Origin of the sequence: Metasolibacillus meyeri (genome assembly GCF_003049505.1) — a bacterium.
GTDB lineage: Bacteria > Bacillota > Bacilli > Bacillales_A > Planococcaceae > Metasolibacillus > Metasolibacillus meyeri.
Map to the genome: position 1 here is coordinate 1 of NZ_PYWN01000076.1, position 26274 is coordinate 26274.

Here is a 26274-nt window from a genome sequence, read left to right on the forward strand (position 1 = left end):
ACAGAAAATTCATTTTACAATAGTGCAATTAATTATTTTAATGCGACACTAGTGTTCCAATATATATCAAATCTTCTATCGCTACATCTACACCTAGTTCCTCATATACTTCCCTAATACCATCCACAACGCTTTCAGCCGCATTGATATGCCCTGCTGCCGATATATCCAGCAGATTCGGGTAATCCCTCTTCTCGGCACTTCTCAACTGAAAATGAAGAAAATAGTTATTCTTTTCTTTACTGACAAACCAACAATGGAAGGTTTCATGCCATAAGCCTTTACTATGAACCTCGGCCCTTGTAGCTGTCCCTATGTGTGCTCCATTTCTATCAAAAACCTTTAGTAATTCAGAGTCCATTTTATCACCCTTATAAATTTATTTTGTTGAATATAAGACGAGGGAATAGTAGAGAGGGATGCGACATGATATTTTTGTTATCGCATATACTTTAAAGGTATACTCCTTTGTGGTCTATCGGAACATAATGATGTACATCTCCTAATTTAGAAGCGGCGAATTATTGCATTGTTTAAGTGGATAAATGACAAAACCTGCTCAAATATGAATCTGAGCAGGCTTAATATACTTCATTTTCTATCGACCTATAGAACCACACCAAAGTAAACAGTCAATAATACTACTGTGTTGGTGCCATAGATGCCTATTTTTTTCATGCATTGCGCTCCCTATATTCCTCCAAGCATTTCTCACAAATACAGCTCGTCGGATTTTCTGACAGCATTTCCTTTGGGAAGTTCGCTGTCATGCACCAGCAGTCAGCTTTTTGACTGACCACACCGCAATGATTATTGCCACCACAGAGCGGGCATGCTTTTTCATCTGCCATTTGCTTAGTCCTCGTCGTCGATAAACTCTGGCTCGACTTTTTCTAGGCGCTCTTCCTTTAAAATCATGAACATATTTGCCGCATCTTCTTTGCGTGCATTTTCGTTTAGCTGTTCAACACGAGCTGTAACGATTTTTTGCCCAAAGCGGATCGCTAACTCATCGCCTACTTTCACTGTACTGCTTGCCTTTGCTACTTTGTCATTAATAGTAATGCGTCCTTGTACCGCAACTTCCTTTGCTAATGTGCGGCGCTTAATTAATCTTGATACTTTTAAAAATTTATCTAATCGCATAATTATTCTCCCTTTTCCTGCTTTTTTGCCTTATTCCAAAAGGCATCTAATTGCTCTAATGTGAATGCATTGAAATCTTGTCCACTCGCCTTCACTTGCTGTTCCACATAGCCAAAACGACGAGCAAATTTTGCGTTGGCGTGAATCATTGCTTCCTCTGGTGAAATTTTATAAAAGCGTGCGATGTTGACTAATGTAAATAACACATCGCCGAATTCATCAAGGCGTGAAGTTGCAGAGCCTTCTGTAACTTCTTGACGGAATTCTTGCCATTCCTCCGCAAATTTATCCCATGTATCGTCTGCATTTGGCCAATCAAAGCCAACAGATGCTGCCTTTTTTTGATAATTATAAGATGTTTGCAGTGATGATTCTGTGCGGTACTCACTCGATAAAAGTGGCTCCTCTGACTCACCCTTTTCTTGACGCTTAATCGCCTCCCAATTAGCAACGACCGCGTCTGCATCCTCTGCTGATACATCACCAAAGACATGTGGATGACGGCGAATCATTTTTTCGCTCACAGATGCGAGCACTTCTTCTAAATTGAAGTAGCCATTATCCTCACCGATTTGCGCATGTAAAAATACCTGTAGCAAGACATCGCCTAGCTCCTCGACCATTGCGAAATCATCCTCCGCATCAACCGCCGCTAAAAACTCATGCGTTTCTTCTATTAAGTATTTTTTCAACGATTCATGCGTTTGCTTGCGATCCCACGGACAGCCATTTGGCCCGCGCAATACTGCAATAATGCGGCGCAATGTTGTCCAATCACGCAGTGCATCCTCGTCTGTTGTCACAGGCGACACATAGACCGTCGTTAAATTATTTAACTCTGCCACTTGGTCTAACTCGTATAATGGCACTGTCACTAATTTTTCTTGTGATGAGCCTGCTGCTGTCACAATCGTCACAGGATAATCATCACGATATTTCTCCATCAATGTCAGCTTTACCTCTGAGGCGCTAAATTCATCATACACTTGCGCAATTAAGATATGCTGACGCATGTTCAGCTCATCCATCGTTAAGCTTGTTCCATCTAGTAATTGAAAACCTTCGATTGGGTCAATTTGAAGCGCTGTAAATATTGGGTCAAGGAAGCTTTGTCCCCCTTCAATTTTCAGCTCGATTTGTCCTTTGCGTGAAGCTTCAATTAAATGCTGTACCGTTTGCTCTGCGACAAGCGGGTGCCCTGGCACAGCATATAACACAGGCTCCTGTTGTACTGCTTCGATTAAATATGTAGCAATTTCCTCATAAACAGGTTGAAATGTATCATGCTTTTCATAAATGGCATCAAAGCTATGAAATTCGATACCTTCTGCTATCAAATCCTTTATAACAGGGTGATCAAGCGTTCTCACATAAAGCTTTTTAGCTGATTTTAACTTTTTATAAACGCCTAACGGCAGCTGCTCAAAATCAGCCGCACCTAAGCCTATTACTGTTAATTCATTCATCGATTTTCCTACCTTCTTTTATTCAGCCACAGTTGGTATAGTGCCATCCGACGACCAAATGGAATTAAAAACCATTCCTTTTCCTTTAACACGCGGCTTTTTGCAATGATCGTAATAAATGTAGCTGCCCCTACCGAAATTAAAATGACACTCATAACAGCGGCTTGCATACGCCCATCTACTGCACTCAGCAATATTCCACAAATAACAGCGCTAACCTCGACTGCTACAACCATTGCAATACTCGCTACAGCAAGCGTCTTGTAAAAAGCATTTGGCGCTAAACGAATATTGACGATTCGCTTTATATATAGCATAAGGAAAATCGCACTGAGGAACAAGCCAAAATCACTCGCCCACGCTGCTCCACTAATGCCGATTGTTGGAAGTAGCCATATATTACTCAACCATTTCACAATGAAACCTAACATCACAATCAATGCAGGTATTTTCAATTTACCATAGCCTTGTAAAATCGCGGTGAATGTTAAAATAAGCGAAAACGGAATAATTTGTATAACAACAATCATTAAGATTGTTGATAAATCCGTCGTTTTAAATAGTAGCTCATTGACATAGGGCATCGTAATAACTAAACCAAGTGCCGCCGCGGTTCCAAATAATAATGCTGTGCGATATGTTAGTTGCATAAATGGAATCGCTCCACGCCCTGCTGTTTTTACTTTTTGAGCAATAAGTGGCACAATCGCTAACGATAACGATGAAGCAATAACGACACCGAGCTGCACAAGCGGCTGCCCTCGGTCATAAATGCCCTTTTGTGCCATTGCCTGCTCTGGTGACATTCCTCGTTCAAGTAGGGTGCTATACACTGTAAAAGAATCAACTAATTGAAAGCCAAGCAGCATTAAGCTACTCAAACTAACGCTTAAGCTAAACAGCGTCACATCTTTAATAATAGACCATGCATTTATTTTAATCGTCTGATGCGCACGCTTGAACTGTTTCCTCATATAAACAAGTAACAGCACAATCCCTGCAATCTCTCCGACTACTGCGCCAAGCACCGCCATATTGCCCGCTGCATAAATTGATTGCGATGTTTGCATCACCAAAACCGTACCACCTAAAATAACCAAGACACGAATAAATTGCTCAAACACCTGCGCATAGGCAACAGGCTCCATTATGCCCTTTGCTTGAAACGAGCCTTTTAATAAAGCGAGTGTTGGCATACAAAGCGCTACAAAAGCACCTGTTTGCAATAATGGCCCAAGCTTTTCGTCCCCCATCCACTGTGCAAACGTTGATGCACCAAAAAATAACAAACTAAAAAATAGGATAGACAGTATCGTTAAATAGCTAAATATGATTTTAGAAATAGCTCGCCTTCTATTTGCATCCGCTGTATCTGCTAGAACTTTTGAGATGGCAACCGCGAAGCCTCCTGATGTCCATACGACAAAAAACGAAATAAACGGATACACTTGCTGATAAACGTAAAATCCTTCATCTCCAACTAAGTTTTGAAAAGGTACACGATAAACCGCACTCAGCACTTTCACTAAAAGCGCCGCTAGCGTCAATAAAAGTGCACCCCTCATATATTTTTTCATTCCATATTGCGTCATTATTACAATCCTTCCTCATTCATATGAGTGCCTACAGTATAGCATGAATACAGCATCTCTCGTAGAAGGACTGTTTTTGGAAGGATAAGTTGCCTTTTTGAAATTGTGTGAGAATTGTATGTGTGCCTGGCACTCTATAAACACAAAAAACCACCAAATGAGCTCATTCGCTTCATTCAGTGGCTTTGGGATTAATGCTGCATTTGCTTCGCTAAAAATGTTGCGCTTAGCTCTGCTGCTTTTTGTTCGACATCACCGATAAAATGCGCCTTTGAAAATAAATAGACAGCTCCAATAATATCGCCGTTATTTACAATTGGCACAATACAGTAGGACTTTACTTGCTCAAACTGTCCTGGCACAATTTCTAAAGTTGTTTCCATTTTTTCAAGCGTTGGGTTGCGAGATTTTAAGCAGTCCTCTGCAAAAGCAGATAGCCTACGATTGACATATTCCTTTTTCGATGCACCTGCAATCGCAATGACTTCATCGCGGTCACTAATAAGCGCAGGTGTGCCAAACGTTTCATAAAGTGATTCCACATATTCCTGTGCAAATTCACCTAAATCATTAATTGGTGAATATTTTTTTAAAATCACTTCTCCTTCTCGGTCTGTATAAATTTCGAGCGGATCTCCCTCACGAATACGCATTGTGCGTCTAATTTCTTTTGGAATAACAACTCGTCCTAAATCATCAATACGTCGTACAATTCCTGTTGCTTTCATTATTAATTGCCTCACTTTCAACAAATTCAAACTGCACTTTTTACTAGTATGGTGTAAAAAGTTGAAATGTATGCAAGTTCGACCAAAAAATTTGGTATTGCAATCTTTTTAAGAAATTTTAAAATAAATCAGCCTCACTTTTAGCCCCAATTGCCTTCAATGTGTTGCTGAAAAAATATTTTTCTACATGGCTCATCCTTATTCAGCTTCTTTTTCTATGGCGTTAATATGCAATAACGTTTTCGAATACCTCTTTGATGTCGATAATGAAATCGTCATAAATTGATACTTTGAAGAAGAAGGCGATTTCTGCTCTTTCTTCTTCCGTCATTTCCGCCAAATCATCATCAGGAATGACCGTATAGATATTATCCCACTCGTATTTTCCGTTTTTCAATAAATATACTTCTATAGATTTTTCATCGGGGCTAATAATCCAATATTCTTTCACCCCGTGTTTTTCATAAAGCGCTTTTTTTCGCCTTTGTCTCTTCTTGCTGTTGATGGTGAAAGCACTTCAGCTACTAAATCAGGTGCGCCATATATGCCATCACGCTTAATGATATCTTGGTTACAGATAATCATGCTATCAGGTACTACCCTGTTTTTTTCGTCCAAATGTACATCCACACCTTCAGAAAGGTTAATACATCCTTTTCCCTTCAAATAAACACCAAATAATATAGATAGATTGACAATTATTTTATTATGGTTCACAACTGGACGTGGAGACATCATAATAGTTTTGCCATCAATCATTTCAGAACGCTGCTTTAAATGTCGTTCATTCATTGCCATTTGCTTCAGCTCCTTCTTTTTATTTGTGCTTACAGTATAGTGTATATGCAATAGCTATTCTATCGCTAGGTAAACGCATAGCTCCGTCTACTTCTAAACCATACAAAAAGGCATTCACTCCTAACAAGTAAATGCCTTTTATGTGTCAATATAACCCTATATCTTTATCATTTCTTCACTATTACTGCTCAACAGGAACCTTTATTGCCTCGGCAATAATTTGCATCATGCCTTCTAATACATCGAATGGCAAATGCTTGTTGCAGCGCTTGCTGTCTACTGTAATAGTCAGCTTCATGCCTTCCATACTAAAGCCTGTTGCACGCTCGTATTTCATTGATTCGGAAACAATTTTTCCTCCATCTACTTGCGCTGTGCCTTGTTCTGATAATTGAATTGAAATAATGCCTTGCTTCTCTTTGATAGAATCAACACCTGCGGCTAAAGCCCATACCTTCATACGAGCGATACGTAATAAACGCACCGTTTCGGTCGGTACATCACCGAAGCGATCCTGCATCTCATCAATAATCTCTACATAATCCTCTACACGCTCCATCGCTTTAATGCGTTTATACATTTGAATTTTTTGATAGCCGTCTGGGATATACGCATCTGGAATATATGCCTCTGTATGCAAAAGGATTTCGACATCTGGTTTGTCTTCCTTCTTCACACCTGTTTGGCGCTCCACAATCGCTTCCTCTAACATTTGTGAATACAAGTCAAAGCCGACTGCATCGATAAAGCCATGTTGCTGTGCACCTAATAAATTACCTGCACCACGAATCGATAAATCGCGCATCGCAATTTTAAAGCCTGAGCCTAATTCAGTAAACTCTTTAATCGCCTGTAAGCGTTGCTCTGCTACATCTGTCAATACTTTGTCACGCTGATACATAAAATAAGCATAAGCTACGCGATTTGAACGTCCAACACGCCCACGCAACTGGTAAAGCTGTGACAGCCCCATACGGTCAGCATCATGCACAATTAATGTATTCACATTCGGAATATCAACACCCGTTTCAATAATTGTCGTCGTTACAAGCACATCATATTCACCGTCTAAAAATTCCAAAATCGTAGACTCTAACTCTGATTCTGTCATTCTACCATGTGCAAAGCCAATGCGCGCATCTGGCACAAGCATTTGGATTTCCTCCACGCGACGTGCCATATCCTCCACGCGATTATATAAATAAAACGTTTGCCCACCGCGCGCCATTTCTCGCTCAATCGCTTCACGTACAAGCGCGCCGTTATGCTCCATTACATATGTTTGCACGGGGAATCGATTTTGTGGTGGTGTTTCAATAACAGATAAATCACGCACACCGACCATCGACATATGCAATGTACGTGGAATCGGTGTTGCGGTTAATGTCAGTACATCAATATTTGTTTTTAACTGCTTAATTTTTTCCTTATGCGTTACACCAAAACGTTGCTCCTCATCGACGATTAGTAACCCTAAATCGTTATAGACAACATCCTTCGATAACATGCGATGCGTTCCTACAACCATATCAACTGTGCCATTGCGCAAGCCCTTTAACGTTTCGGTTTGCTGCTTCTTCGTACGGAAGCGACTCAATAGCCCCACATTAATCGCTTGCTCTGCAAAGCGCTGTTGCATTGTTTCAAAATGCTGCTGTGCTAAAATCGTTGTTGGTACTAAAAAGGCAACTTGCTTGCCATCTTGAATCGCTTTAAATGCCGCGCGAATCGCTACTTCTGTTTTACCATAGCCCACATCGCCACAAACAAGTCGATCCATCGGTCGCTCACGCTCCATATCGTGTTTCACCTCGATAATCGTACGTAGCTGATCCTCCGTTTCCTCATATGGGAATAAATCTTCAAATGCACGCACATCGTCGGAATCAGGAGTGAAAGCAAAGCCCTTTTCTGCCTCGCGCTTTGCATACAGCTTAATTAAATCATCCGCAATATCCTGTACAGCTGATGCAACCTTCGCCTTTGCCTTTTTCCATTCTGGCCCACCTAGCTTATGTAGCTTTGGCTCTTTATCCTCGGAACCAACGAATTTTTGCACTAAATCAATTTGGTCTACGGATACATACAGCTTATCATCTGCTCTATAGCGAATATGCAAATAATCTTTATGCTGCCCGCCAACAACGAGCGTCTCAATGCCGATATATTTCCCGACACCGTGGTGCACATGTACAACATAATCACCTGGCTGAATTTCCGAGTAGCTTTTAATACGCTCTGCATTGGACATTTTTTGTGAGCGTGCTCTTTTTCGCGTCTGCTGCTTAAATAGCTCATCATCTGTCACAACAGCTATTTTTTGGAGTGGTAACTCAAAGCCGCTCGTTAAAGCCACATCGATTAAATAAATACCACTCGCTTTTCCTAAGCCTAGCTGTGCATCAATTTGATAGTCTTCTAGTGTACGCTGAATAGAGGAGAGTCGTTCCTTTCCCTCAGCCGCAAATAAAATCGTATATTTTTCCTGTTGCCAACGCACGAGCTCCGATTGTAGCAAAGCTATTTGTCCATGGAATTGCTGCATTGGCTTGCAAGAAAAGTTAAGCGTTTTCGTGAATTTAAAGCCTGAAAACGTTCTGGTGAATAGCGCAAAATAATATTTGGGCAATGTCAGCATGGCATCAATTTCTTTTAATGCAAACGACGGCTTCACATCATGTAGCATTTTCCCTTCTTCAATCAGTGATAAAAACCATTCCGTTTCCTCACGTTCCCACGCATCCGCTACTTCTTGAATGCGTCCAAGCTCATCCCAAAAGACGATACCATCCTGTGCAAAATAATCCCCTAAAAATGTCTGCTGCTCAAATAATAATGAGCCATATTTTGCTACAGTATCAGGCCAATTCCCTTCCTTCAATAGCGCAATATCTTGCTGAATATATTGATAAAGCAGCTCCTGAATTTCCTGCTTCTTTACTTTTTTTAAGCTATTCGCCAACGCTGTTTCTAAACGAGCCGCGAGCTGAATACGGTTATCAGCATTTAAAAGTAGCTCCGTAGCAGGTAAAATGCGCACCTCACTAAGCTTATCAATCGAGCGTTGATCATCTGCTGAAAATGTGCGAATCGAGTCTACCTCCGTATCAAATAACTCAATACGAACAGGTGCCTCTGCATCAAGAGGATAAATATCTAAAATTCCTCCACGCACCGCGAATTCTCCCGGTGTCGTAACCATTTGACTGCGGCTGTAGCCCATCGTCACAAGCTGACTAAGCCACTCTTCAATAACGATTTCCTCTCCAACTGCTGTATGCAGTAAATGTGACTTCCACACATTCATTGGTGTCATCATTTTGCGCATCCCTGCAATTGGAATAATATAAATGCCGCGCTTGCGGTTTACTAAATGATCAAGTGCTGTAATTCGCTGTGCACGCAGCTCTGGCGAAGCGACTGACATCCCTGCTGCAATAAACTCCTCCGCAGGGTAATAATGCACTTCTTCTTCGCCTACTAATGCTGTTAAATCATCGACTAGCTTTTGTGCCTGCAATAAATTTGGCGATAACACATACAATGGTCGTTCTGTTTCTAAATAAATCGCTTGCAATAACGCTGGTCTCGCACCACCCGTTAAGCCTGTAACTAATTGGCTTGCTTGACGCTCCTTCGTTACTTGCTGTAAAAATGTATTTATATGCTTATCTTGCGAGAATAGTTGATGAAAAACTTCCATGGCAAAGCCTCCTTTCACAGTGTTTCTAAATATTCAATATAGTGGAAAACATTTCAATAAAAGCGCAAGTAGCTGTCCGAAATGGTAGACGTTCGCCTACTTTTCGGACAGCCCAAATTTGCTATTGTAGCCACTTTTTTAATGCGTGATAGTCAGGAAACTGCCTTAAGGAGTCTTCGCAATGCTCACATATACAATGCACTGTCGTATCTCCTCGCTCGTCCCTTTCTACGTAGTCATCCACTTCTCCAATTTCAAATTGATGAAGCTTACGAATTGTTTCATCTGCATCAAATGGCAATGTACCAATCTCTGTTTCACAATGTCTACAACGATAACGAACTGACAAGGCAAGTCCTCCTTCAAATACATGACTGTATTCAAAGTATAGACTTTCTCTTGTTTATTTATGCACCGTTAAATACATTCATCACATCTAAAAATTTTTTCGATAACGCGAGCTCCACAGCATCACACGATTTTTTAATCGCGTCCTCCACAACTGGCTCTTCATCCTTCGAAAATTTTGACAATACATAATCTGCTACCTTCATACCTGCTGGCGGGCGACTAACGCCAACACGAATGCGATTAAATTCCTGCGTTCCTAAATGCTGAATCAATGATTTAATACCATTATGCCCGCCTGCACTTCCCTTTTGACGCAAACGTAGCTTACCTGTTTCTAAATCTAAATCATCATAAATGACGATAATATCCTCTTCTACAATATCAAAATAATCCATCATCGGACGCACACATTCACCTGATAAATTCATATATGTTAGCGGCTTTAACAACATCACTTTACCTTCTGGACGGTGCACAGTCGCGTACATGCCATTAAATTTCATTTGGTTTAACGGTGCTCCCCATTTATCCGCCAAAGCATCAACCACATCAAAGCCAATATTGTGACGTGTATGTGCATATTGCTTGCCAGGGTTGCCTAAACCAATAATTAATTTCATCTATGTTCACCCTTTTAGTTTTATCTACTTACACAATTCTAGCCTATTCTACCATAGAAATTGTCGAGTGTCCTTTGTTGTTGATTTTCTATTATCTATTGCGCAATACCGCATAAAAATAATGCGGAATCACGCAATTGCTTTTTCATTTTTCCATTTATACAATAGATAGTAAGAGGTGTTTTATATATGGAATTTAAAAAAGCAATGATTACATTATCGATCCTATGTATTCTCGGCATAGCTGGTACTTTATATGCCGCAATTTTAGATAGAAGATTTGATTGGTCGCCCTTTATTTTAGCTTTATCGACAGGCTATTTTTTATGGTACACCAACGACACCCGTAAGAAAGTAAACGAAAGGAAGCGAAAGGAAGAGAAATCATGAGTAAAAATGGAATGGCTAATTTAAATTTGATTTTATGTACTGTTATTTTCTTAAATAATCTTATTGCGATTTTATTAAAATCGGAAGTCAATAAGACATCTTTTACAATGTCTATGATGCTAGGGATTTTATTGCTAATTAGCGGCATTTGGTTTAAGTGGCAAGTACGACCTGAACGATGATGAAACAAACTATTTTTTTAATAGGAGCAATTCCATGTTTCTATCTCGCCCTTGTCGAGCAACCACCAGCTAAACACTATTTTTTTGTTTTAGCTATTTGGTTTATTTATATGTTTATCCATAAACCACCTTATTTTCAAAAGGAACCTACGCAAAATATAGGACTACTTTGCATAGTAATCAATACGCTCGTTGCCTTTCTTCCACTGGTTAGCTATGTTTTATTCCGTCAGCTTAGTGAATATAGCGGATGGTTAGTAATAATACTTCTCCTGCTGATAGGCGGAAATTTATTAATGAAAATGCGATTAAATGGCGGATAGCATGGAATATAAAAAGAAATTTATCCTTTGCCTTTTGCTAGGTATATGGGCTACTACAAATGCTTTGATAATAATTATTGATTTCCTTATAACTTCAACTATAGCTTGGTACTATATACTTCTGTGCTTCATTTGGTTATTAGTAAGTATTCAAGTACTATTTATAGCAAAAAATATTTTCAAAAAAATGAAAGAGGAACGAGGATGAAACGTATTATCATTAGCATATTATTTACCATTTGCTTTATGGCAGGCATGTGGCTAATTGATCAGTTGATGGATAAGAATTTTTTTAGATATTTCGCAGTAGGATTACTATTGCTTATGCTGTATACAATCCATCGACTGTTTTTCCCAAACAAAAGCTATCAACAATGAGAGGATAGACATATGTTCAAAAAAATATCCATCATTCTATTATATATTGCAACAATTATAGGTGGTGCCTTAGCTATCAATCACTTTTTTAAAGATAGTGAATATATTCGCCTTCTTTTGCTCGGCATATTCATTGCTACTGTGCTCCCTATATTTCGCACGATAGCTAAAAAATATAAGAAAGGAGCTCCTATTACAATATCTCCAGCTGATAAACGAGAACTGACATATATGAAATGCGTATTAGGGAGTATGTTATGTTTATTAATAGTGTTCATAATTACCGCTACTCTTTCTATTATAGAAAAAGATCGATTCTTTGTTTTTCTTTATTTAACAGGGGTTTTGACAAGCTCTATTGCGAGTATCATTTTTTATAGACGCTATAAAAAATTCCAGCAATCCCATGAAGCCTAAAAGGGAAAATGTTTTCCTATGACCACATAAAGGATGCTATTAAATGAATAAAACTATGCAATTTTTTATTACACTTTTTCGATTTTATTGATTGGAAACGGAGCTTTACACTTAATTAATGTTGAGATACTAACTATATAGGAAATTTCGGAGAAGTTACATAATATAATTGATAAATTTATTTATTTATGTAAACATAAGGATCCCCACAATCGATTATTCCTTATTTTCACAAATACCTTTTTATTGTATTAATATAAATTTGAAACTAAATGGTTTAAGTAGCTGTATAAGGTATTATAGATTAGAGGAGGTCGGAAAAATGGATTATACTAAAATCTATAATGAGGAACTAATTGCCTTAGTAAAAGCGAAAATAAAGTCCGTTGGTGAAATTAAAGCGGTGAAGTTTGTGAGAGAACAAACAGATATGTCCTTAATACAGGCAAAAAAGTTTGTGGATTTTTGTAAAAAGTAAACATAAAAATTAGAGTCACTAAACTGTAGCTCTAATTTTTATTAAAACTCTAAATGAATCAATTTCATAAATTGATTTTTTCAAGAGCTTAGACGAACCCAATTTCTTAATTTTCATTTTTTAAAAATTATGCTGCTGTGTTTTGTTTATTTAATTGTGCATTCAAACGGTCAACGGCTAATTTACAGGCATTATAAATAAACGTCACCAGATTGAAATGGAGCTTCGCTTTTCTTCCTGTTCGGTGACGGACATTATTTAATTGGAAATATTCTTTTAAGTAGGCATTCACGCGTTCAGCGGCTGTACGTTCTTTGTACAGTTTATCCCATAATGCGGAGCCTCTTGCTGGATACGTATACTTGCGAATATCCGTTTCACACTTGATTTTAAAGACTTTTTGACAGAGTGAATCCTCACGTAATGGACACGTTGCACATTCTTTTGGCTGTGTAAATTTTATACTTTGGTATTTCTCATCAAAGCTATCGTAACAGTAGCTATGTTCACGTACACACGTTGGACGGAAATTTTCATCGAAGCCCAAGATGTCGGATTTACGACGTTTAACGTATGGAATGACTGCTTTCATGTCTTGATTTAAGATTTGCCGATAAATCGCTTCGTAATCATATCCTGCATCAAATATAGTTGTTGTAAATTGGTTTGGCACGACTTCTGCCACTTTTTTTAACAGTGGCATGGCTGCTTTACTATCACTTAAATTTCCGGACGACATCAAGCGTGCTACAATGTACTGACTTTTTGTTGAGACGGCCAAATGCCCTTTAAAGCCGAACCAGAACGTGTTTTTACCGTCACTATTTTTCTTGATGCCCCACTTGGGTTCGATTGGGATGTCTTGCCAAAGTGTCGATGTTGGAATCGTTAATTGAGCTTCTAATTTCTTCTCATACGTTGTAAGATTTGCCTCGATCTCTGCTTGTTCAGCGAGCCAGGTAGCACGTTCTTCTTTCGATTTACGACCACGTTTTTTCGGGATTTCTTCTTTTTTCTCAGATGGTTTTGACGCATCACGAGCTTCAAAATGTGTCGCATCAAAACTCAGGTGTTCATCAGCCAAAAACCCTTCTGTAAAGGCTGTTTGAATCAGACCCTCCTGCATGTTATCGAAAACCGCTGATTGGCTAATCACGTCGACCATACGTGAATAAGAAGCTTCAGAAGGCACCGAATCAGAAAGATAAAATCATTTTTTAGACGTTTGATTAAATCTTTTACTGTTGGAATACGCTCGACAATGCGAATGATTAAAGAGTGAATCATTGCACCATAGTTCAATTCTCTTGGAGCGCCACGCATGGTCTTTTTACTGAACAGTTGGAAAATAGGCTGTAAATCAAAAGTAGCCAAAATCGCATCAAAACGATGAGAACTTTCCATTTCCATTAATTCATGGATGTCAAATAGACGCATTTGTTTTACAATAGTCATAGGGCATTCACCTCAGGGATAATTTTGGTTTGGTCACTTAAATTATACCGAATTGGGGAGGTGCCCGTTTTTTATTGTTTTGAAACCCTTGGGAGACAAGGGTTTGGAATTATGAAATTAACTCACTTAGGTAACAATTGCGCGATTCCACATAAATTTCATACGGAATCACGCAATTGTTAATGCGGTGATGGTAGAATATAATTTTAAGCAGAGATGGTTACCTTAAATAAATTATTGTATGGTTCATCGATTGTTTTACTTATTGTAAAAATTAATAGGAGCATGTTATGGAATATAAAGAGAAATTTATTATTTGCCTTTTGGTTACTGGCGGAAGCTCTATTCACGTTTTAGTAACGCTTATCGATTTTCTTATGACGACAACTTGGTATTACATACTTCAATGTGGCTTTTCTCTATCTTTAGCCATTCCTGCATTATTTATCGCGATAAACAATTTCAAAAAGATGAAAGAAGAACGAGGATGAAACGTATTATTATTGGCATATTATTTACCATTTGCTTTATGGCAGGCATGTGGCTAATTGATCAATTCATGGAGAAGAGCTTTTTAATATATGGGGCAATAGGATTATTATTCCTTACACTTTATACAATCCATCAGCTATTTTTCACAAAAAGAAGTTATTAACATGAAGAGGTTATATATATGTTCAAAAAAATTCCCATCATTCTATTATATATTGCAACAAGTATAGGTGGTACCCTAGTTATCAATCTTTTTTTGCTCGGCATATTTATTACCGCTGTGTTCGCTATATTTCCGGTGATAGCTAGAAAAATTTGAGAAAGGAGCTGTCCTATTACAATGTCTCCATCCGAGAAACGAGAACTAACATATATAAAATGCTCACTAGGGAGTATGTTATGTTTATTAGTAGTATTCATAATTACCGCTGCCCTTTCCATTATAGAAAAAGACCGATTCTTTATTACCCTTTATTTAACAGGAGTTTTGACAAGCTCTATTGCAAGCATCGTTTTTTATAGGCGATATAAAAAGCTCCAGCAACCCCATGAAATCTAAAAGGGAAAGTATTTCCTATAAACACATACAATAATAATAGAGGGTGCGGTTAAATGAAGAAAACTATGCAATTTTTCATTACACTTTTTTCGATTTTATTAATAGGAAACGGAATTTTACACTTAATTAACAATTCTCATATTTTTTATATTACCCTTGGCATCTGTCAAATAATCACAGGATTATATGGTGCCTTCTTATTAATTAAAAAGAAGGTTTGATTATTTATTGTTTAATAAAGGTAGTAAATAATTAATTACATTGAGGTATAAAATCGTCGTATTTTAACAAATTTATTCAAAAAGCTCATTGTCAAAATTTATGATATTAAACTGCCCTCCAATTGTTAAAAATCGGATGTCAGTTTTTCTTTAGTTCTAGGGAAATTCAGCTACTGTAAAAGGCTTTAAATAGACATGGAATAGCTATCCATTATTACGAACAAAGACAAAATACAAACTAGTCCAGTACCTACCATACTGAACTAGTTTTACCCAAGCTATTTAATACAATGATGTTATTAAGGAAAATTATTTGTGATTAAGGCAATCACCTTGTACCATTAGTATGAAAACAGAAAATAAACCTCAGTTCATATACAAATATTAACTACAAAAAAACTTCCAAAATCGGGATTGTATAATCTACTTTGAAGGATGGTTTCTACTAAAATCATAGAGTTCTCCTTCAATATTATGACTTATACTCTTCACTTTTTCTTCTTTTTTTCTAAATAACGCAATATAACAACTATTACAAAAGCAACAAAACATACTATATAATTTGTAAGCACAGAAAAGTTGTATACTTTTGAAAGAACAAAAAATGTACAAAAATAGACAACGATTAGAAATGACACAGTGCTTTTATAATTAGACATAAAAATATCAAATCCTTTATTCCTCAATTATTAACTTTAAAACTTTATACCTCTAGATTAAAATTGATATACTGTTTATCAAAGTAGTTTATTTTATCTTCACTATAGTTATTTTTATAAATCTTATAAATGACTTTTTTATCATCTATTATTTTTCCTTTAAATATTATTTGAAAAGTCCATACCCCTTCATCTAAGAGAGGTGAGATTTTTAAACCTGCATAATAGATTCTTGTACCATTCTGACTATTCTTTTTTAGATATTCCACATCAATAAAGTGCAACTCACCTGATGGATTAATAATTTGAAAAATAATAGGCGAATCTTCCTTAACATTTTTTAAACTAGCTTTGTAACATATCGCATTATTTAGATTTGAAAAAGCACTTGTTTGATTAATAATATCAAAAGTATTTTGTCTTAAATCTTTCCCTGTAGAGGAGTAATTCAATTTAATATTTTTGACATTATTCATAAAGTCATTATTTCTCACTGAAAAATAAGTATTCAGGAAATTGTATATTTTATTACAATTCGGATCTTTAATCCAAAACTTATTATTTATTATAAATGCGTAATATTTAAGATTAGTTATAACTTGATTATATTCCTCAATAGGAATTGTCCACTTTAATCCATTATCACTAACAAGATTTAATTTTATTATATCCTCTTTGTCCAAATATACTAACATTACAGAATCTAACTTTATTAAACTGTCATATGTAATATCCATCTTTACATTCCCTTTTAATCAAATTATATAAATACAGGTAATTTCTACTTATATATTACTAACTAATTGAAGTATAGAGGTTGCTCTTTCTAAGAAATTATACTTAGAGCTTAATTTCTTAGAAAGAGCAACCTCAACTATATTACTTTGCATATTTAGCTAAATATCGGTAGATTAGTATATACTTTTTAACTATTTAGAGCCTCGAATTACATCATTATAAATATTATTAACAGACCTGGCACCAAACTCCGCAAGTAAACCTGTCCCTGCCCCTCTCGCTGCACCTTTAACACCAACTTCATATAAACCTTTAATAACTCCACCACCAGTGGCAAAAGGTGTTTCCATATTTCCATATACAGTTTGTTGAGCAGCTTTATTGACTGCTTTTCCATAATCCACAAATGATTGACCAATTGCTTTTACAGCTTTATCAGCAGCCTGTGCTGCTTTACTATTTCCTATCGCTTCTCCTATCTTCCTACCTGTATTCGCTGTGTCTGTTCTTACTTGTGTTAACCTATCTACGCTCATATATACCTTCCTCCTTATAATTAATCTAATAAAATAATTAAAATGTCCCAGAGGTAAAATAAATCATTCAAAACATACTTTGATATTTACTAAGCATGTTGAAAAGATCTATTGAATAATCTACTTTGACCAAAATCCAATCCACTATAACTATAAATAGATAACCCGTATTCGAGTCATCCTTATAGTACTATTACACACATCCTCATGACAATTGCGTGATTCCGTATGAATTTTATGCGGAATTCCGCAATTGACATATTGGTAGGGATAGTTATTTATAAATTTAACCGTTAATAAAGCAAGGAACTAGCCAGAGTAAAAATTCATTAAATTTCCTTATTTTGAAATGACTAAAAAGTTGATGGGGAAATAAACTACTTTCTATATCAGCTTTTACACTTTTATTCCGTATTAACAGGCTTTAAGACCCGATTGAGGCCAACAGGATATTGATTACACAAGCGTTTTTACAGGATGTGACGTGCTTAGCTTTTGTTCCTTTATTACCAATCAGTGTGGATGAGAAAAAACCCACTGATTGAAGATTCACTTTATTATATTAACTCTAATTCCACCGCTTTGATAGTTGCATCCGCGCGTGTACTGACATTTAATAACATATAAATTTGTGATAAATTGCTCTCAATTGTGCGTTGTGCCAAATCTAGTTCGAGTGCAATTGCTTTATTTGTATATCCCTCTCTAATTAATTCTAAAATTCGCTTTTCACGTTGATTCAGCTGTAATTTCTTTTTCACTGGCTTTTGCTGTTGCATATAATCAATAAAGCTTTTGGGCAACAGCACTTCATTATTCAACGCTGCATACACCGCTCTTAAAATCGTATCTTTTGATGCGGTTTTCGAAACAACATTATCAATTTTCTTCTCAACAAGAAGCGCATAATAATCTTCTACTTTCTCACCTGTATACAAAATTACAATGGCTGGTGGATATTTGGCTCTTACCTGCTCAGCAAGCTCTAACCCATTGCTCACCCCTAAATTAATATCAAGTAAAAAAACATCATACTGTTTTTCAGCAAGCACTTCAGGAAATGCCTGTACATTCACCAGTGTATCCGCAATAATATCTGGTGCATTGCCAAAGATTTGTTTACTCCCCTCTAAAATCAATGGATGGTCGTCTACTAATAATAATTTAATCATCCGTACATTACTCCTCTATTTTTATGTAAATATGCATACCTTCATCTAGCGCAGAGGTCAACTCAATCAAGCCGTTATATGCATACACACGCTCTTTCATCCCTTGTAGTCCCATTGAGTTTTTCCTATCTATTTCGGATAAATTGCAACCTACTCCATTATCAAAATAAACTAATTCAAAGCCTTGTTCACTCGCTGTTAATATAACTTTGACATACGTTGCCTGAGAATGCTTCAATGCATTGTTCAACATTTCTTGAATTGTACGGTAAATTAATAATGGTAACTCTGGTGAATCCAGTACTATATCCTCTATCTCATGGATAATAGCAAAATCTCCCCGCTCCTCTACCTCAACAAATAACTTATTTAATGCTACCTGTAAGCCTTGCTTCTCTAGTAACGGTGGTTTTAATTGCTCGCAATACTGACGCAAATCTGCATTCAATCTGACTAAAAATTCGCGATGCTGCTTGATGAATGACCTATCTACTTGGACTACATCAAGTTCACGTATCAAATACAATTGCTGCTGTAAAATCGTATCATGTAACTCCTGTGCCAACTGTGATTTCTCATTTTCTAACTGTAGCCACACAAATTTCTTTAGCCATGCTGGCGAACCTTGTTGTGATGTATCAAGCTGCTCAATTAGATTCTCTACAAATTGTGTATTATCAATGAAATTACTAACATACATAATTAACAACTCCAAGCACAATAACTCTTCTCTTTTTAAATAGAGCCCACCTGCATTTGCAATTGTCACAATATGTTTTTTGTCCAATGTTTCATGCAAGCAGCCAATATAGCAATTGTCTACCTTTTTCACATTCCCTAATTTCAAGCTTTCAATTATTTTAGGACTTGCCACCATTTCCTGCGCTTCATTACTAGTCGAATAAATATGTACTTCGACATGGCTGACAGCTAATTGCTGTGCCAACACCTCACTAAAACGCTTTAGCAGTTTGTCTACTGAAGGCATATTTGTAATATGTTTAATGGTTCTATAAATAAAATGTACATAATCGCCTTTAGGAGAATATAGAACTTTACGATTTGCATAATCTATTCGCTCTTTCAAATAGAGCATTCCAAAAATCACGACAAAGACGAAAAGAAAACTTTTAAATGCATCTAATAGCTGTATATCCAATAGAAAATAAAGACCTATTGAAAGGATGCTAGAAGCAACAAATGACAACATGCTATAATAGCGAATTTTTGAAATCTCATAATCAATATCAAACAGGTAGTCTGGTAATTGCGTAAGTAACAATGAAATAGGAATCAGTAGCAAGAACAAAAAACAATCTGCTGCGTTAAGAATATAGTTGTTAAAGAGAATAACCGGCAATGCATACAATAGGATTAATGGTAAAAATGGTCCTACTAGACAAATTAACAATACAATTAGCTGCTGCTTTCGATATTTCAAATAGGTGACTAATAAAATGAGGAACGTATATACAATCAAACATATAAATAGGATTAAAACGAGCATTGTATTCCAATGATAAATAATGGGAACTACTTTCTCTAATAATGTGAGGAGCATACTAATAAATAACATGCTATACAAATAGATTGGTTTCACCATTAACGTATGTCTGATATTTAGCGATTGAAGATAATTAAGCGAAAAATGACTTAATAAAACTCCACTAGCTACAACTCCATTACTCACAATATATATACCTACACTATGACCTTTACTTGACGCTCCCATACTAACATATGTTAACGCTATAATTAACATAAGCAATAAAAAAATAGGAAATAATAGGAATGAATTTCGTTTATATATGTATAGATAGATACATATAGTTAAGCTGATTACAGCATAAATGCTTGGCATCAATATCAAATAAAAAATCTCTATCGGGAAATTCTGATATGCAATGTCAATAAGATGGTTGTTACCTTGCTTATCTTGAATCAATATACTATTTGCACTCTCGACTATATACGTTGTAACATTTCCAATTACGCCAATCGGCTGATTATCGATTTCTAACACAACCGTACCCAGTTCAATATTATGACGTTCAGCCCATTCAGGATAATGAAAACTTTGAACCTTCCACTCTTGTTGTACTTGCTTTAATTCTATCCCAATATATGGTTTATAAATAACAATTGAAATTAGATAGACATAAAGAATACTATAACTAATAATTATTCCCCAAAATATTTTGTACTTTATATCTTATCCCTCCCCCAAAAAGCTTCTTTAAGGTGTAATAGCTTATACATCGCTTCCTCAATCGCCTGTTGCTCCCATTTCGAATCACTTACAAGCGATAGCTTACTGTCTTGTAATAATGAAGTCAATTGTGGGGTTTTTGTTAAATATTTAATTAATTTGCCTACTATAATAAAATCCCCTATTCTACTAACATTTTTAAATGTTTTTTATCTGCTTCATTAAATGGCATCTCCTCTATGATCTGCAATGCCTTATATTTGAATATATTTTTTATAGCGAGCGCATAGCGAATCGCACCACTTTCTAATAATGCTTCTTTAAAGTAGGCCGTATCAATCTCTGCTATTGTGCCATTATAGTATTCTTTTAAAATATCAGCATATTCCGCTGGCTGCTCGAATAAATAAATAATTGGTAAAGAAAATCTGCGATTCAACAAATCATTTTTCTTCCCCCATGTTTTCAAGTCGCGAATATCATTTAATATTTGCTGAACGACACCGATATATGTTGAATAGTTAATGACCCTTGCATCTATTTGGTCCGTCGCTAGCGTAGCACCTATAGAGCTGCTTAGTGCTATTAATGCCCCAGATTTAGTCTCAATCATTTTTAAATAAGATGCTTCATCTTTCCCTCGATTTCCAATATCAAGATACTGTCCATTAATACTATTTAGTGCAAAATCATGCAACAGTTGGATTGCTTGCGCTTTATATGAAAATGTACTTTCCTGAATACATTTTATCGTTAAAAAAAGCATGGCCAAAACCGCATTCATAGCCATCGCAGGGTCTCGACACCATAAATAGTCCGCATCGCCATCCTGCAAATCATCTATTATATCGAAGCTCAATATTAGTAATTCAACAGCGGCAGCAATAGAAATAATCTGCTCATCTATTTTTACTTGTTGTGCAAAAGCTTGATAATGGAAAATACAAAGCACTCCAAAGTCCATTGAAGAATCTTGCTTTTCATTTATGTAACTTAATAACGTTGCTTGAAAGGTATTATCTAAATTAGCTGATAGAACTATTGCCCTCATCTTCTCAATTATTTCATTTTTGTATACCAACTTTATCACTCCATTTACACCGACATTATAGTGCCATTGTCTCACATTACCAGCAAGAACAACAGATGGATATGTTTATTTTAATAGTGTAAAACTGCAAATTTTTACAAAGAGAATAATTTCAATTGCGTGATTCCATATAAATTATAGACTTTTCGCACACAACCAAACGTTTTGGCAAAAAAGATTGCCTGTTCTTCTGTGAGATAGAGGCGAAATTTATAGGCTTTTTTGATAATTAGCATGCCCAACAACCGACAAAAAAAGAACATTCGTTTCTTTTTGATGAATGGCGGTCGCCGCCCCTCTCGTCGACCGCCATTCATCACACCACCTAGTGAAGCTTGAGGTGGGTGACTTCTGGAAAATTATATAAAAAACAATTTTACTAGTAGGCATAATTGGATTGCTTTATATATTATTCATGTCTTTAGATTATAGTTTTACAGTAAGCCTAAAATATAAAAAATAGCGCACCTTTACGATACGCGCACCAAATAGCCAACTAGCTGAAAAAATTTCAGCTAGTTGGCTGTTTTACACATATGGCTTGAATATTTTTTGATTAAGGTAGGTAGTTATATAAACTTCCAGTTGTTGATGAAACGGTACATCCGGTAATTCCGTCATCAGCTACTGATAAAAATCAATCCCGTTCGCTTTGGTCGTTTCGGCTAAGCTTAAGCAAATAGCACTGGCTTTCGCACCTACAACACAAAATCCAAGACGCTAGCGAAAAAGACCCAGCAAGCTTGTGATGATATGTCGATTTAGTTTCTCCTGTAGAAATTATACAAACTTAGGATTGCTTTAAAAGGTAAATATTGTAAGCTCGGTCGATTAAACGGGTGCCAGTACAAATTAACAAGTTGTTCAGGCTATTATACAAATAAATCAAATCTGCTTAATCATCCTTCTTAGCAGAACGCAACAACTGAATACATGCCAGTCCATCTGATTCTAATCCTGAACTAGGGAATTTAAAAGGGATTATATTTATAAGTGCCATAACGTAAGACGAAAAGATAAATGCTCTATACCAATCTGCATACTGTACATCGCCAAATATCCAAATTATAGTTGCAGTGGATAGATTGAAAATAATACCTCCTAAATAAATAAGAAGTTTTTTATACGTAGCTAACGAATCGATGTTTTCCCACGCACAATAACCGAGCCACCAACTATTCTTTTTTATAACAAATTTTTTTATTCTAAAAATTACCTCTCCAACACCTAAACTAATTTCTGTAACTTCACGCCCAAATAATATAATAAATGCCGCATGGCCTAATTCATGAATAATAACTATTAACGGAATATATAATATGCACAATATATTCTCTATCCCATTAGCTGCCACTCCCCTCTAATTCAAATACTATATCGCTAATTTCATTTAATATTGCTTTATCTTTTTTATCTGCTAAATAACATTTCCTTGATAACCGACTGTAACTTCTTTCTAATATTTCTATTTTTTATAACACAGAACTTTCATTTAGCCAAGGTAGAATATTAATTGCTTCTTGCATAAACTCTTGATATAACTTTCGAAAACCACTTCCAATTAGTTCTAAAGATCGATATATATTTGTACACAATCCTTTCCAATGAATAAATATATCCCAATTTTTAATTTATTTACCAATCTTATGAATGGCTGAAATACCTCTATGGGTTGATTGTGAGTTAATCATAGCATTTGCATTTTTCAAAATTGCTCTCTCAATAATCACTGGTAATGGTTCATCTATAGTAAAATAAGGAACTGGACTCCAAATATTTAATTGATAAAATGGAGGTTTTTCAGTGTTAATCGATTGGCAAAAACTATCAAAATTACACTCAAAAATTTTATTACCTATGCTATCCGATATATAAAATTCCTTCCTCCTCGTTATAACCGATAAGTGTTAAAGTATGACCAGCTGCGCTTTTAACTTTTAATAGTGAATTTTGTAATATAGTTACATTATAAAGAAATAAGGGGAAATAATAAATGGGAAAAGTTAGGAAATCAATGTATAATAAATTCCATTAAAAATTCAATATTTTGTGTGAATTATATAGTATTAGGGTGGAATTTAATAGGAAATCTAATAAAGTCCGAAAGAACTAATCATAGTAATCAATTACGCCTCGGCATAATTGTGTCGGGATTTTGGGACTCCCTCTGATTCCATTACTTTTCTGGCATTCATCCCGCCACTTATGGAAGTGGGGGACTTCTGTATCTATCGCCCTGTTGTTGCTGCCGCTTTGCTTTCGCAACAGAAAACATCTGCTGCCGCTTCGCTTTCGCACAAAAAATATTTACTTTTGATACAAAAAACAATGCTGAATCAAATTAAAAGTTATAAACTGAAATTAACAATAGAAAAAAATTTCATTTCGACCTTCTCAATTATTCAAATATATTCTAAATCAGATGATTATGTAGAGAATGTAAGAAGGCTGTACTTCTATGGCTATTCGTCATAGAAGTACAACCTTCTTTTTTTATTGCAATGCTCCACGTTCCCTACTTTTCATCCACACATAAAGGAATCCAAAGGCCCCAGCTAATCGAACAATCGTGCTAATATTCATTGCAGCTGTCATCGTATATGTTTCAAGTAACCAAATACCAATTTGCGGTGCAATAAAGGCGATAATTGCTAGCAATACGTTATAGCTCGTAATGCAATATGTACGATTTTCCTTTGGTGAGTTTTCCAATAATAAATTAAATAAAATTAAGATTGTGCCTGACACAAACAAACCCGATTGTACAGACATCAATGTTAAATAAACAAGGTTTGTTGATAAGGCCATCGCAAATGGGGCTACGGCCATTCCAAAAGCTACCCAAACGAATACACGCATATTGCCATATTTCTCTGACCATTTCCGCCACAATGGGAAGGAAAAAATTTGTGCCAGCATATTCGCTGCGCTAAACATGCTAATCCAAAAAATCGTCGCCTCTGCATAGCGAACATTATAAATATTAAAAAGCCCCCATGCCATCTGCCACCCAAAATTAAAAAGCAATGCGACAAATAAAAAACGTACATAATTCGTATCTTTGAAAATCGCCCAATTCATTGCCCTATTCCGTTCCTTTTTCTGTACAGGTTCACCTTCCTCATGCTTGAGTAAAAAGTAAACTTCTAACAGGCCAAAGCAAAAGGCCATCGAAAACAGGAGCTGATAGGCAAAAATGCTATTTGTCGCATCACGCATAATAATACCAATCGTCAATGTCGAAATGAGCCCGATAATTGCTAGCAGGCGATTGCGATCGCTAAAAAATTGCCCTCGCCTTCTATCCTCAATGATGTTACCTATTAATGCTTGCCATCCCATATTTGCCAGCGTATTTGGAATACTCATCAGCGCAATCAATGCTAATAATGCCCATGATGCAATGGATTGTGGAATATAAGCAATAAAAATTAATAACATAAAAACAAGCCTTGCTGTAAGTACAGAAAAAGCAACAAGCTTCTTTTGCTCAACCGCTTTATTTAATAAAATGGCAGCTGGTATCGTCATAAGCAGAGTGACTAAAGGTGGGATGGAGCTAATTAAGCCTACTTGATAATTCGTCGCTCCTAAAATGGCCATCGAAAATATCGGAATATAGTTCGCTGTTGTATTCACTGTCAGCGTAGAGACCATCCCATGATAAATGCTCATTTTTTCATTATAAGTTCTCATACGACCGCTACTTTCTATTATTGTTAATTTGATTATAGCGGATATATACTAGGATACAACTCATTTAAAATAAAGGTTATACCCTAGTACAATATTGCCTTAACAATCAGCATCTTAGTAAATCCAGCCCCACTTAAATGGACTACAGAATGTATATTTGAAATATATCTTTATAGCGATTGCAAATAACTTTTCGATAAACGCCATTTCGCTAAAATTTTTTTCGATATAATCAACGAGTTGTGCATCACAATCACAGTTAAAATAACCTTTATCCTCATAGCACTTGTCATGCGTTTGACATCCTTTATCCAACACATCTTTTAGAATACCAGAACCATATCCTGGACCACACCAGTTTCCCCAAATAGGTATACTTATACCAGCTGCATTTACAGTGTCTGCTTGATTAATGGAAGAACTGCTACTAATTTGATTTAGCATAAGACCAATTTCTATATATTCCCCCGCTAACCCATCTGCTTTTGCCTTTTCAATATCAACAAACGGTTTTCCATTTTCATAATATATATGAGCTTCTAATTGTACATCCGCATTAATAAGTAGGTCATCTGTCGATAAAGCTTCTTTTACAGCCGTTGCAAAAGCTCTAGTGCCACTCCCTGAAAAAATAGAATACATGAACACCGACATTATAACTAATAGTAAAGTTAATTTTTTCATATAGCTTTATCTCCTTTCATGATGAGAACACCAATATTTCTGAATTATCAGAAATATAAAATTAAACTATTACCTTTATTATAAGTTCTCTTTTTTAAAGTATATTAGTTGTTAACTAATCACGCAATTGTTAATGTGGTATGTAGAATGCTAAGATGGAGTTAATTTGAGGGATAAACAAAAAGCGTGTT

25 protein-coding genes and 3 pseudogenes are annotated in these 26274 nt (G+C 36.1%); 8 read left to right on the forward strand and 20 right to left on the reverse strand.

Annotated elements, in window-relative coordinates; all coding sequences use genetic code 11:
• Positions 1 to 37: 37 nt before the first annotated feature.
• From C9J34_RS11765 to pth, 10 genes and pseudogenes are all read right to left on the reverse strand, one after another.
• A complete protein-coding gene (locus C9J34_RS11765) occupies positions 38 to 361 on the reverse strand; it encodes an NUDIX hydrolase (RefSeq protein WP_107840072.1) in 324 nt (107 codons plus the stop codon).
• 313 nt (positions 362 to 674) lie between these two features.
• The gene (locus C9J34_RS11770; protein WP_107840073.1) at positions 675 to 851 is read right to left on the reverse strand and encodes a cysteine-rich CWC family protein; all 177 of its coding nucleotides are present in this window, start codon (positions 849 to 851) and stop codon (positions 675 to 677) included.
• Positions 852 to 855: 4 nt separating this feature from the next.
• Complete coding sequence (locus tag C9J34_RS11775; RefSeq protein WP_107840074.1) at positions 856 to 1146, reverse strand: RNA-binding S4 domain-containing protein; 291 nt, start codon at positions 1144 to 1146, stop codon at positions 856 to 858.
• A gap of 2 nt (positions 1147 to 1148) precedes the next feature.
• The gene (gene yabN / locus C9J34_RS11780) at positions 1149 to 2612 is read right to left on the reverse strand and encodes a bifunctional methyltransferase/pyrophosphohydrolase YabN (protein WP_107840075.1); all 1464 of its coding nucleotides are present in this window, start codon (positions 2610 to 2612) and stop codon (positions 1149 to 1151) included.
• An 8-nt stretch (positions 2613 to 2620) separates the two neighbouring features.
• Complete coding sequence (locus tag C9J34_RS11785) at positions 2621 to 4207, reverse strand: putative polysaccharide biosynthesis protein (protein ID WP_107840076.1); 1587 nt, start codon at positions 4205 to 4207, stop codon at positions 2621 to 2623.
• A gap of 188 nt (positions 4208 to 4395) precedes the next feature.
• Positions 4396 to 4932, reverse strand: coding sequence for a stage V sporulation protein T (spoVT, locus tag C9J34_RS11790; RefSeq protein ID WP_107840077.1), 537 nt, complete (start codon positions 4930 to 4932; stop codon positions 4396 to 4398).
• Between the two features lie 223 nt (positions 4933 to 5155).
• Positions 5156 to 5730, reverse strand: a pseudogene (locus tag C9J34_RS22850) (Uma2 family endonuclease).
• 181 nt (positions 5731 to 5911) lie between these two features.
• Positions 5912 to 9433: a transcription-repair coupling factor gene (mfd, locus tag C9J34_RS11805; RefSeq protein WP_107840080.1), complete on the reverse strand. Its 3522-nt coding sequence runs from the start codon at positions 9431 to 9433 to the stop codon at positions 5912 to 5914.
• Positions 9434 to 9554: 121 nt separating this feature from the next.
• Positions 9555 to 9782 (reverse strand): anti-sigma-F factor Fin, encoded by a 228-nt coding sequence (locus C9J34_RS11810; RefSeq protein ID WP_107840081.1) that lies wholly within the window; start codon positions 9780 to 9782, stop codon positions 9555 to 9557.
• A 58-nt stretch (positions 9783 to 9840) separates the two neighbouring features.
• Positions 9841 to 10404, reverse strand: coding sequence for an aminoacyl-tRNA hydrolase (gene pth / locus C9J34_RS11815; RefSeq protein ID WP_107840082.1), 564 nt, complete (start codon positions 10402 to 10404; stop codon positions 9841 to 9843).
• 189 nt (positions 10405 to 10593) lie between these two features.
• Between pth and C9J34_RS11820 the strand changes: the two genes are divergently transcribed.
• The 6 genes from C9J34_RS11820 (at position 10594) to C9J34_RS21960 (ending at position 12572) form a co-directional block, all read left to right on the forward strand.
• Positions 10594 to 10794, forward strand: coding sequence for a hypothetical protein (locus C9J34_RS11820; RefSeq protein ID WP_107840083.1), 201 nt, complete (start codon positions 10594 to 10596; stop codon positions 10792 to 10794).
• A complete protein-coding gene (locus C9J34_RS11825) occupies positions 10791 to 10976 on the forward strand; it encodes a hypothetical protein (RefSeq protein WP_107840084.1) in 186 nt (61 codons plus the stop codon). The genes C9J34_RS11820 and C9J34_RS11825 overlap by 4 nt, the downstream gene beginning before the upstream one ends.
• Entirely contained in the window at positions 10973 to 11299 is a 327-nt protein-coding gene (locus C9J34_RS11830) for a hypothetical protein (RefSeq protein ID WP_107840085.1), read from the forward strand. Before C9J34_RS11825 ends, C9J34_RS11830 begins: the two co-directional genes overlap by 4 nt.
• Positions 11300 to 11503: 204 nt before the next feature.
• Positions 11504 to 11677 (forward strand): hypothetical protein, encoded by a 174-nt coding sequence (locus C9J34_RS21955; protein ID WP_193768982.1) that lies wholly within the window; start codon positions 11504 to 11506, stop codon positions 11675 to 11677.
• A 12-nt stretch (positions 11678 to 11689) separates the two neighbouring features.
• Positions 11690 to 12094, forward strand: coding sequence for a hypothetical protein (locus C9J34_RS11840; RefSeq protein WP_107840087.1), 405 nt, complete (start codon positions 11690 to 11692; stop codon positions 12092 to 12094).
• 322 nt (positions 12095 to 12416) lie between these two features.
• Positions 12417 to 12572, forward strand: coding sequence for a hypothetical protein (locus C9J34_RS21960; RefSeq protein ID WP_193768983.1), 156 nt, complete (start codon positions 12417 to 12419; stop codon positions 12570 to 12572).
• 127 nt (positions 12573 to 12699) lie between these two features.
• Here C9J34_RS21960 and C9J34_RS11845 read toward each other — a convergent pair.
• Positions 12700 to 14027: pseudogene (locus C9J34_RS11845) on the reverse strand (transposase).
• A 290-nt stretch (positions 14028 to 14317) separates the two neighbouring features.
• On the opposite strand from C9J34_RS11845, the gene C9J34_RS11850 reads away from it, so the two are divergent.
• Together C9J34_RS11850 and C9J34_RS21965 are read left to right on the forward strand one after the other, a co-directional pair.
• Positions 14318 to 14518 (forward strand): hypothetical protein, encoded by a 201-nt coding sequence (locus tag C9J34_RS11850; protein ID WP_107840088.1) that lies wholly within the window; start codon positions 14318 to 14320, stop codon positions 14516 to 14518.
• Positions 14515 to 14682 carry a hypothetical protein gene (locus tag C9J34_RS21965; RefSeq protein WP_193768984.1) on the forward strand — a complete coding sequence of 56 codons (168 nt, stop codon included), beginning with the start codon at positions 14515 to 14517 and terminating at the stop codon, positions 14680 to 14682. Before C9J34_RS11850 ends, C9J34_RS21965 begins: the two co-directional genes overlap by 4 nt.
• Before the next feature lie 1320 nt (positions 14683 to 16002).
• Here the strand turns inward: C9J34_RS21965 and C9J34_RS11855 are convergent.
• The 9 genes and pseudogenes from C9J34_RS11855 to C9J34_RS11900 form a co-directional block, all read right to left on the reverse strand.
• The gene (locus C9J34_RS11855; RefSeq protein ID WP_107840089.1) at positions 16003 to 16695 is read right to left on the reverse strand and encodes a hypothetical protein; all 693 of its coding nucleotides are present in this window, start codon (positions 16693 to 16695) and stop codon (positions 16003 to 16005) included.
• A 192-nt stretch (positions 16696 to 16887) separates the two neighbouring features.
• Positions 16888 to 17232, reverse strand: coding sequence for a hypothetical protein (locus C9J34_RS11860; RefSeq protein WP_107840090.1), 345 nt, complete (start codon positions 17230 to 17232; stop codon positions 16888 to 16890).
• A 557-nt stretch (positions 17233 to 17789) separates the two neighbouring features.
• Positions 17790 to 18404 (reverse strand): response regulator transcription factor, encoded by a 615-nt coding sequence (locus tag C9J34_RS11865; protein ID WP_107840091.1) that lies wholly within the window; start codon positions 18402 to 18404, stop codon positions 17790 to 17792.
• Positions 18405 to 18411: 7 nt separating this feature from the next.
• Positions 18412 to 19845 (reverse strand): sensor histidine kinase, encoded by a 1434-nt coding sequence (locus tag C9J34_RS11870; RefSeq protein WP_153062629.1) that lies wholly within the window; start codon positions 19843 to 19845, stop codon positions 18412 to 18414.
• Between the two features lie 949 nt (positions 19846 to 20794).
• The gene (locus tag C9J34_RS11875; protein WP_238600637.1) at positions 20795 to 21694 is read right to left on the reverse strand and encodes a polyprenyl synthetase family protein; all 900 of its coding nucleotides are present in this window, start codon (positions 21692 to 21694) and stop codon (positions 20795 to 20797) included.
• A gap of 143 nt (positions 21695 to 21837) precedes the next feature.
• A pseudogene (locus C9J34_RS11880) lies at positions 21838 to 21939 on the reverse strand (helix-turn-helix domain-containing protein); the annotation flags it as partial.
• A 659-nt stretch (positions 21940 to 22598) separates the two neighbouring features.
• The gene (locus C9J34_RS11890; protein WP_107840093.1) at positions 22599 to 23057 is read right to left on the reverse strand and encodes a site-2 protease family protein; all 459 of its coding nucleotides are present in this window, start codon (positions 23055 to 23057) and stop codon (positions 22599 to 22601) included.
• A gap of 1139 nt (positions 23058 to 24196) precedes the next feature.
• Positions 24197 to 25399 (reverse strand): MFS transporter, encoded by a 1203-nt coding sequence (locus C9J34_RS11895; RefSeq protein ID WP_107840094.1) that lies wholly within the window; start codon positions 25397 to 25399, stop codon positions 24197 to 24199.
• 114 nt (positions 25400 to 25513) lie between these two features.
• A complete protein-coding gene (locus C9J34_RS11900) occupies positions 25514 to 26083 on the reverse strand; it encodes a phospholipase A2 family protein (protein WP_107840095.1) in 570 nt (189 codons plus the stop codon).
• Positions 26084 to 26274: the final 191 nt, after the last annotated feature.

Excerpts from the sequence above, each read along its gene's own strand:
- C9J34_RS11830 (WP_107840085.1), top strand. The coding sequence starts at position 10,973 with ATGATGAAACAAACTATTTTTTTAATAGGAGCAATTCCATGTTTCTAT.
- spoVT (WP_107840077.1), bottom strand. The coding sequence starts at position 4,932 with ATGAAAGCAACAGGAATTGTACGACGTATTGATGATTTAGGACGAGTT.
- C9J34_RS11895 (WP_107840094.1), bottom strand. The coding sequence starts at position 25,399 with ATGAGAACTTATAATGAAAAAATGAGCATTTATCATGGGATGGTCTCT.
- C9J34_RS21955 (WP_193768982.1), top strand. The coding sequence starts at position 11,504 with ATGAAACGTATTATCATTAGCATATTATTTACCATTTGCTTTATGGCA.
- pth (WP_107840082.1), bottom strand. The coding sequence starts at position 10,404 with ATGAAATTAATTATTGGTTTAGGCAACCCTGGCAAGCAATATGCACAT.
- C9J34_RS11775 (WP_107840074.1), bottom strand. The coding sequence starts at position 1,146 with ATGCGATTAGATAAATTTTTAAAAGTATCAAGATTAATTAAGCGCCGC.
- C9J34_RS11900 (WP_107840095.1), bottom strand. The coding sequence starts at position 26,083 with ATGAAAAAATTAACTTTACTATTAGTTATAATGTCGGTGTTCATGTAT.
- C9J34_RS11840 (WP_107840087.1), top strand. The coding sequence starts at position 11,690 with ATGTTCAAAAAAATATCCATCATTCTATTATATATTGCAACAATTATA.
- mfd (WP_107840080.1), bottom strand. The coding sequence starts at position 9,433 with ATGGAAGTTTTTCATCAACTATTCTCGCAAGATAAGCATATAAATACA.
- C9J34_RS11850 (WP_107840088.1), top strand. The coding sequence starts at position 14,318 with ATGGAATATAAAGAGAAATTTATTATTTGCCTTTTGGTTACTGGCGGA.
- C9J34_RS11770 (WP_107840073.1), bottom strand. The coding sequence starts at position 851 with ATGGCAGATGAAAAAGCATGCCCGCTCTGTGGTGGCAATAATCATTGC.
- yabN (WP_107840075.1), bottom strand. The coding sequence starts at position 2,612 with ATGAATGAATTAACAGTAATAGGCTTAGGTGCGGCTGATTTTGAGCAG.
- C9J34_RS11865 (WP_107840091.1), bottom strand. The coding sequence starts at position 18,404 with ATGATTAAATTATTATTAGTAGACGACCATCCATTGATTTTAGAGGGG.
- C9J34_RS11855 (WP_107840089.1), bottom strand. The coding sequence starts at position 16,695 with ATGGATATTACATATGACAGTTTAATAAAGTTAGATTCTGTAATGTTA.
- C9J34_RS11825 (WP_107840084.1), top strand. The coding sequence starts at position 10,791 with ATGAGTAAAAATGGAATGGCTAATTTAAATTTGATTTTATGTACTGTT.
- C9J34_RS21960 (WP_193768983.1), top strand. The coding sequence starts at position 12,417 with ATGGATTATACTAAAATCTATAATGAGGAACTAATTGCCTTAGTAAAA.
- C9J34_RS11820 (WP_107840083.1), top strand. The coding sequence starts at position 10,594 with ATGGAATTTAAAAAAGCAATGATTACATTATCGATCCTATGTATTCTC.
- C9J34_RS11765 (WP_107840072.1), bottom strand. The coding sequence starts at position 361 with ATGGACTCTGAATTACTAAAGGTTTTTGATAGAAATGGAGCACACATA.
- C9J34_RS11860 (WP_107840090.1), bottom strand. The coding sequence starts at position 17,232 with ATGAGCGTAGATAGGTTAACACAAGTAAGAACAGACACAGCGAATACA.
- C9J34_RS21965 (WP_193768984.1), top strand. The coding sequence starts at position 14,515 with ATGAAACGTATTATTATTGGCATATTATTTACCATTTGCTTTATGGCA.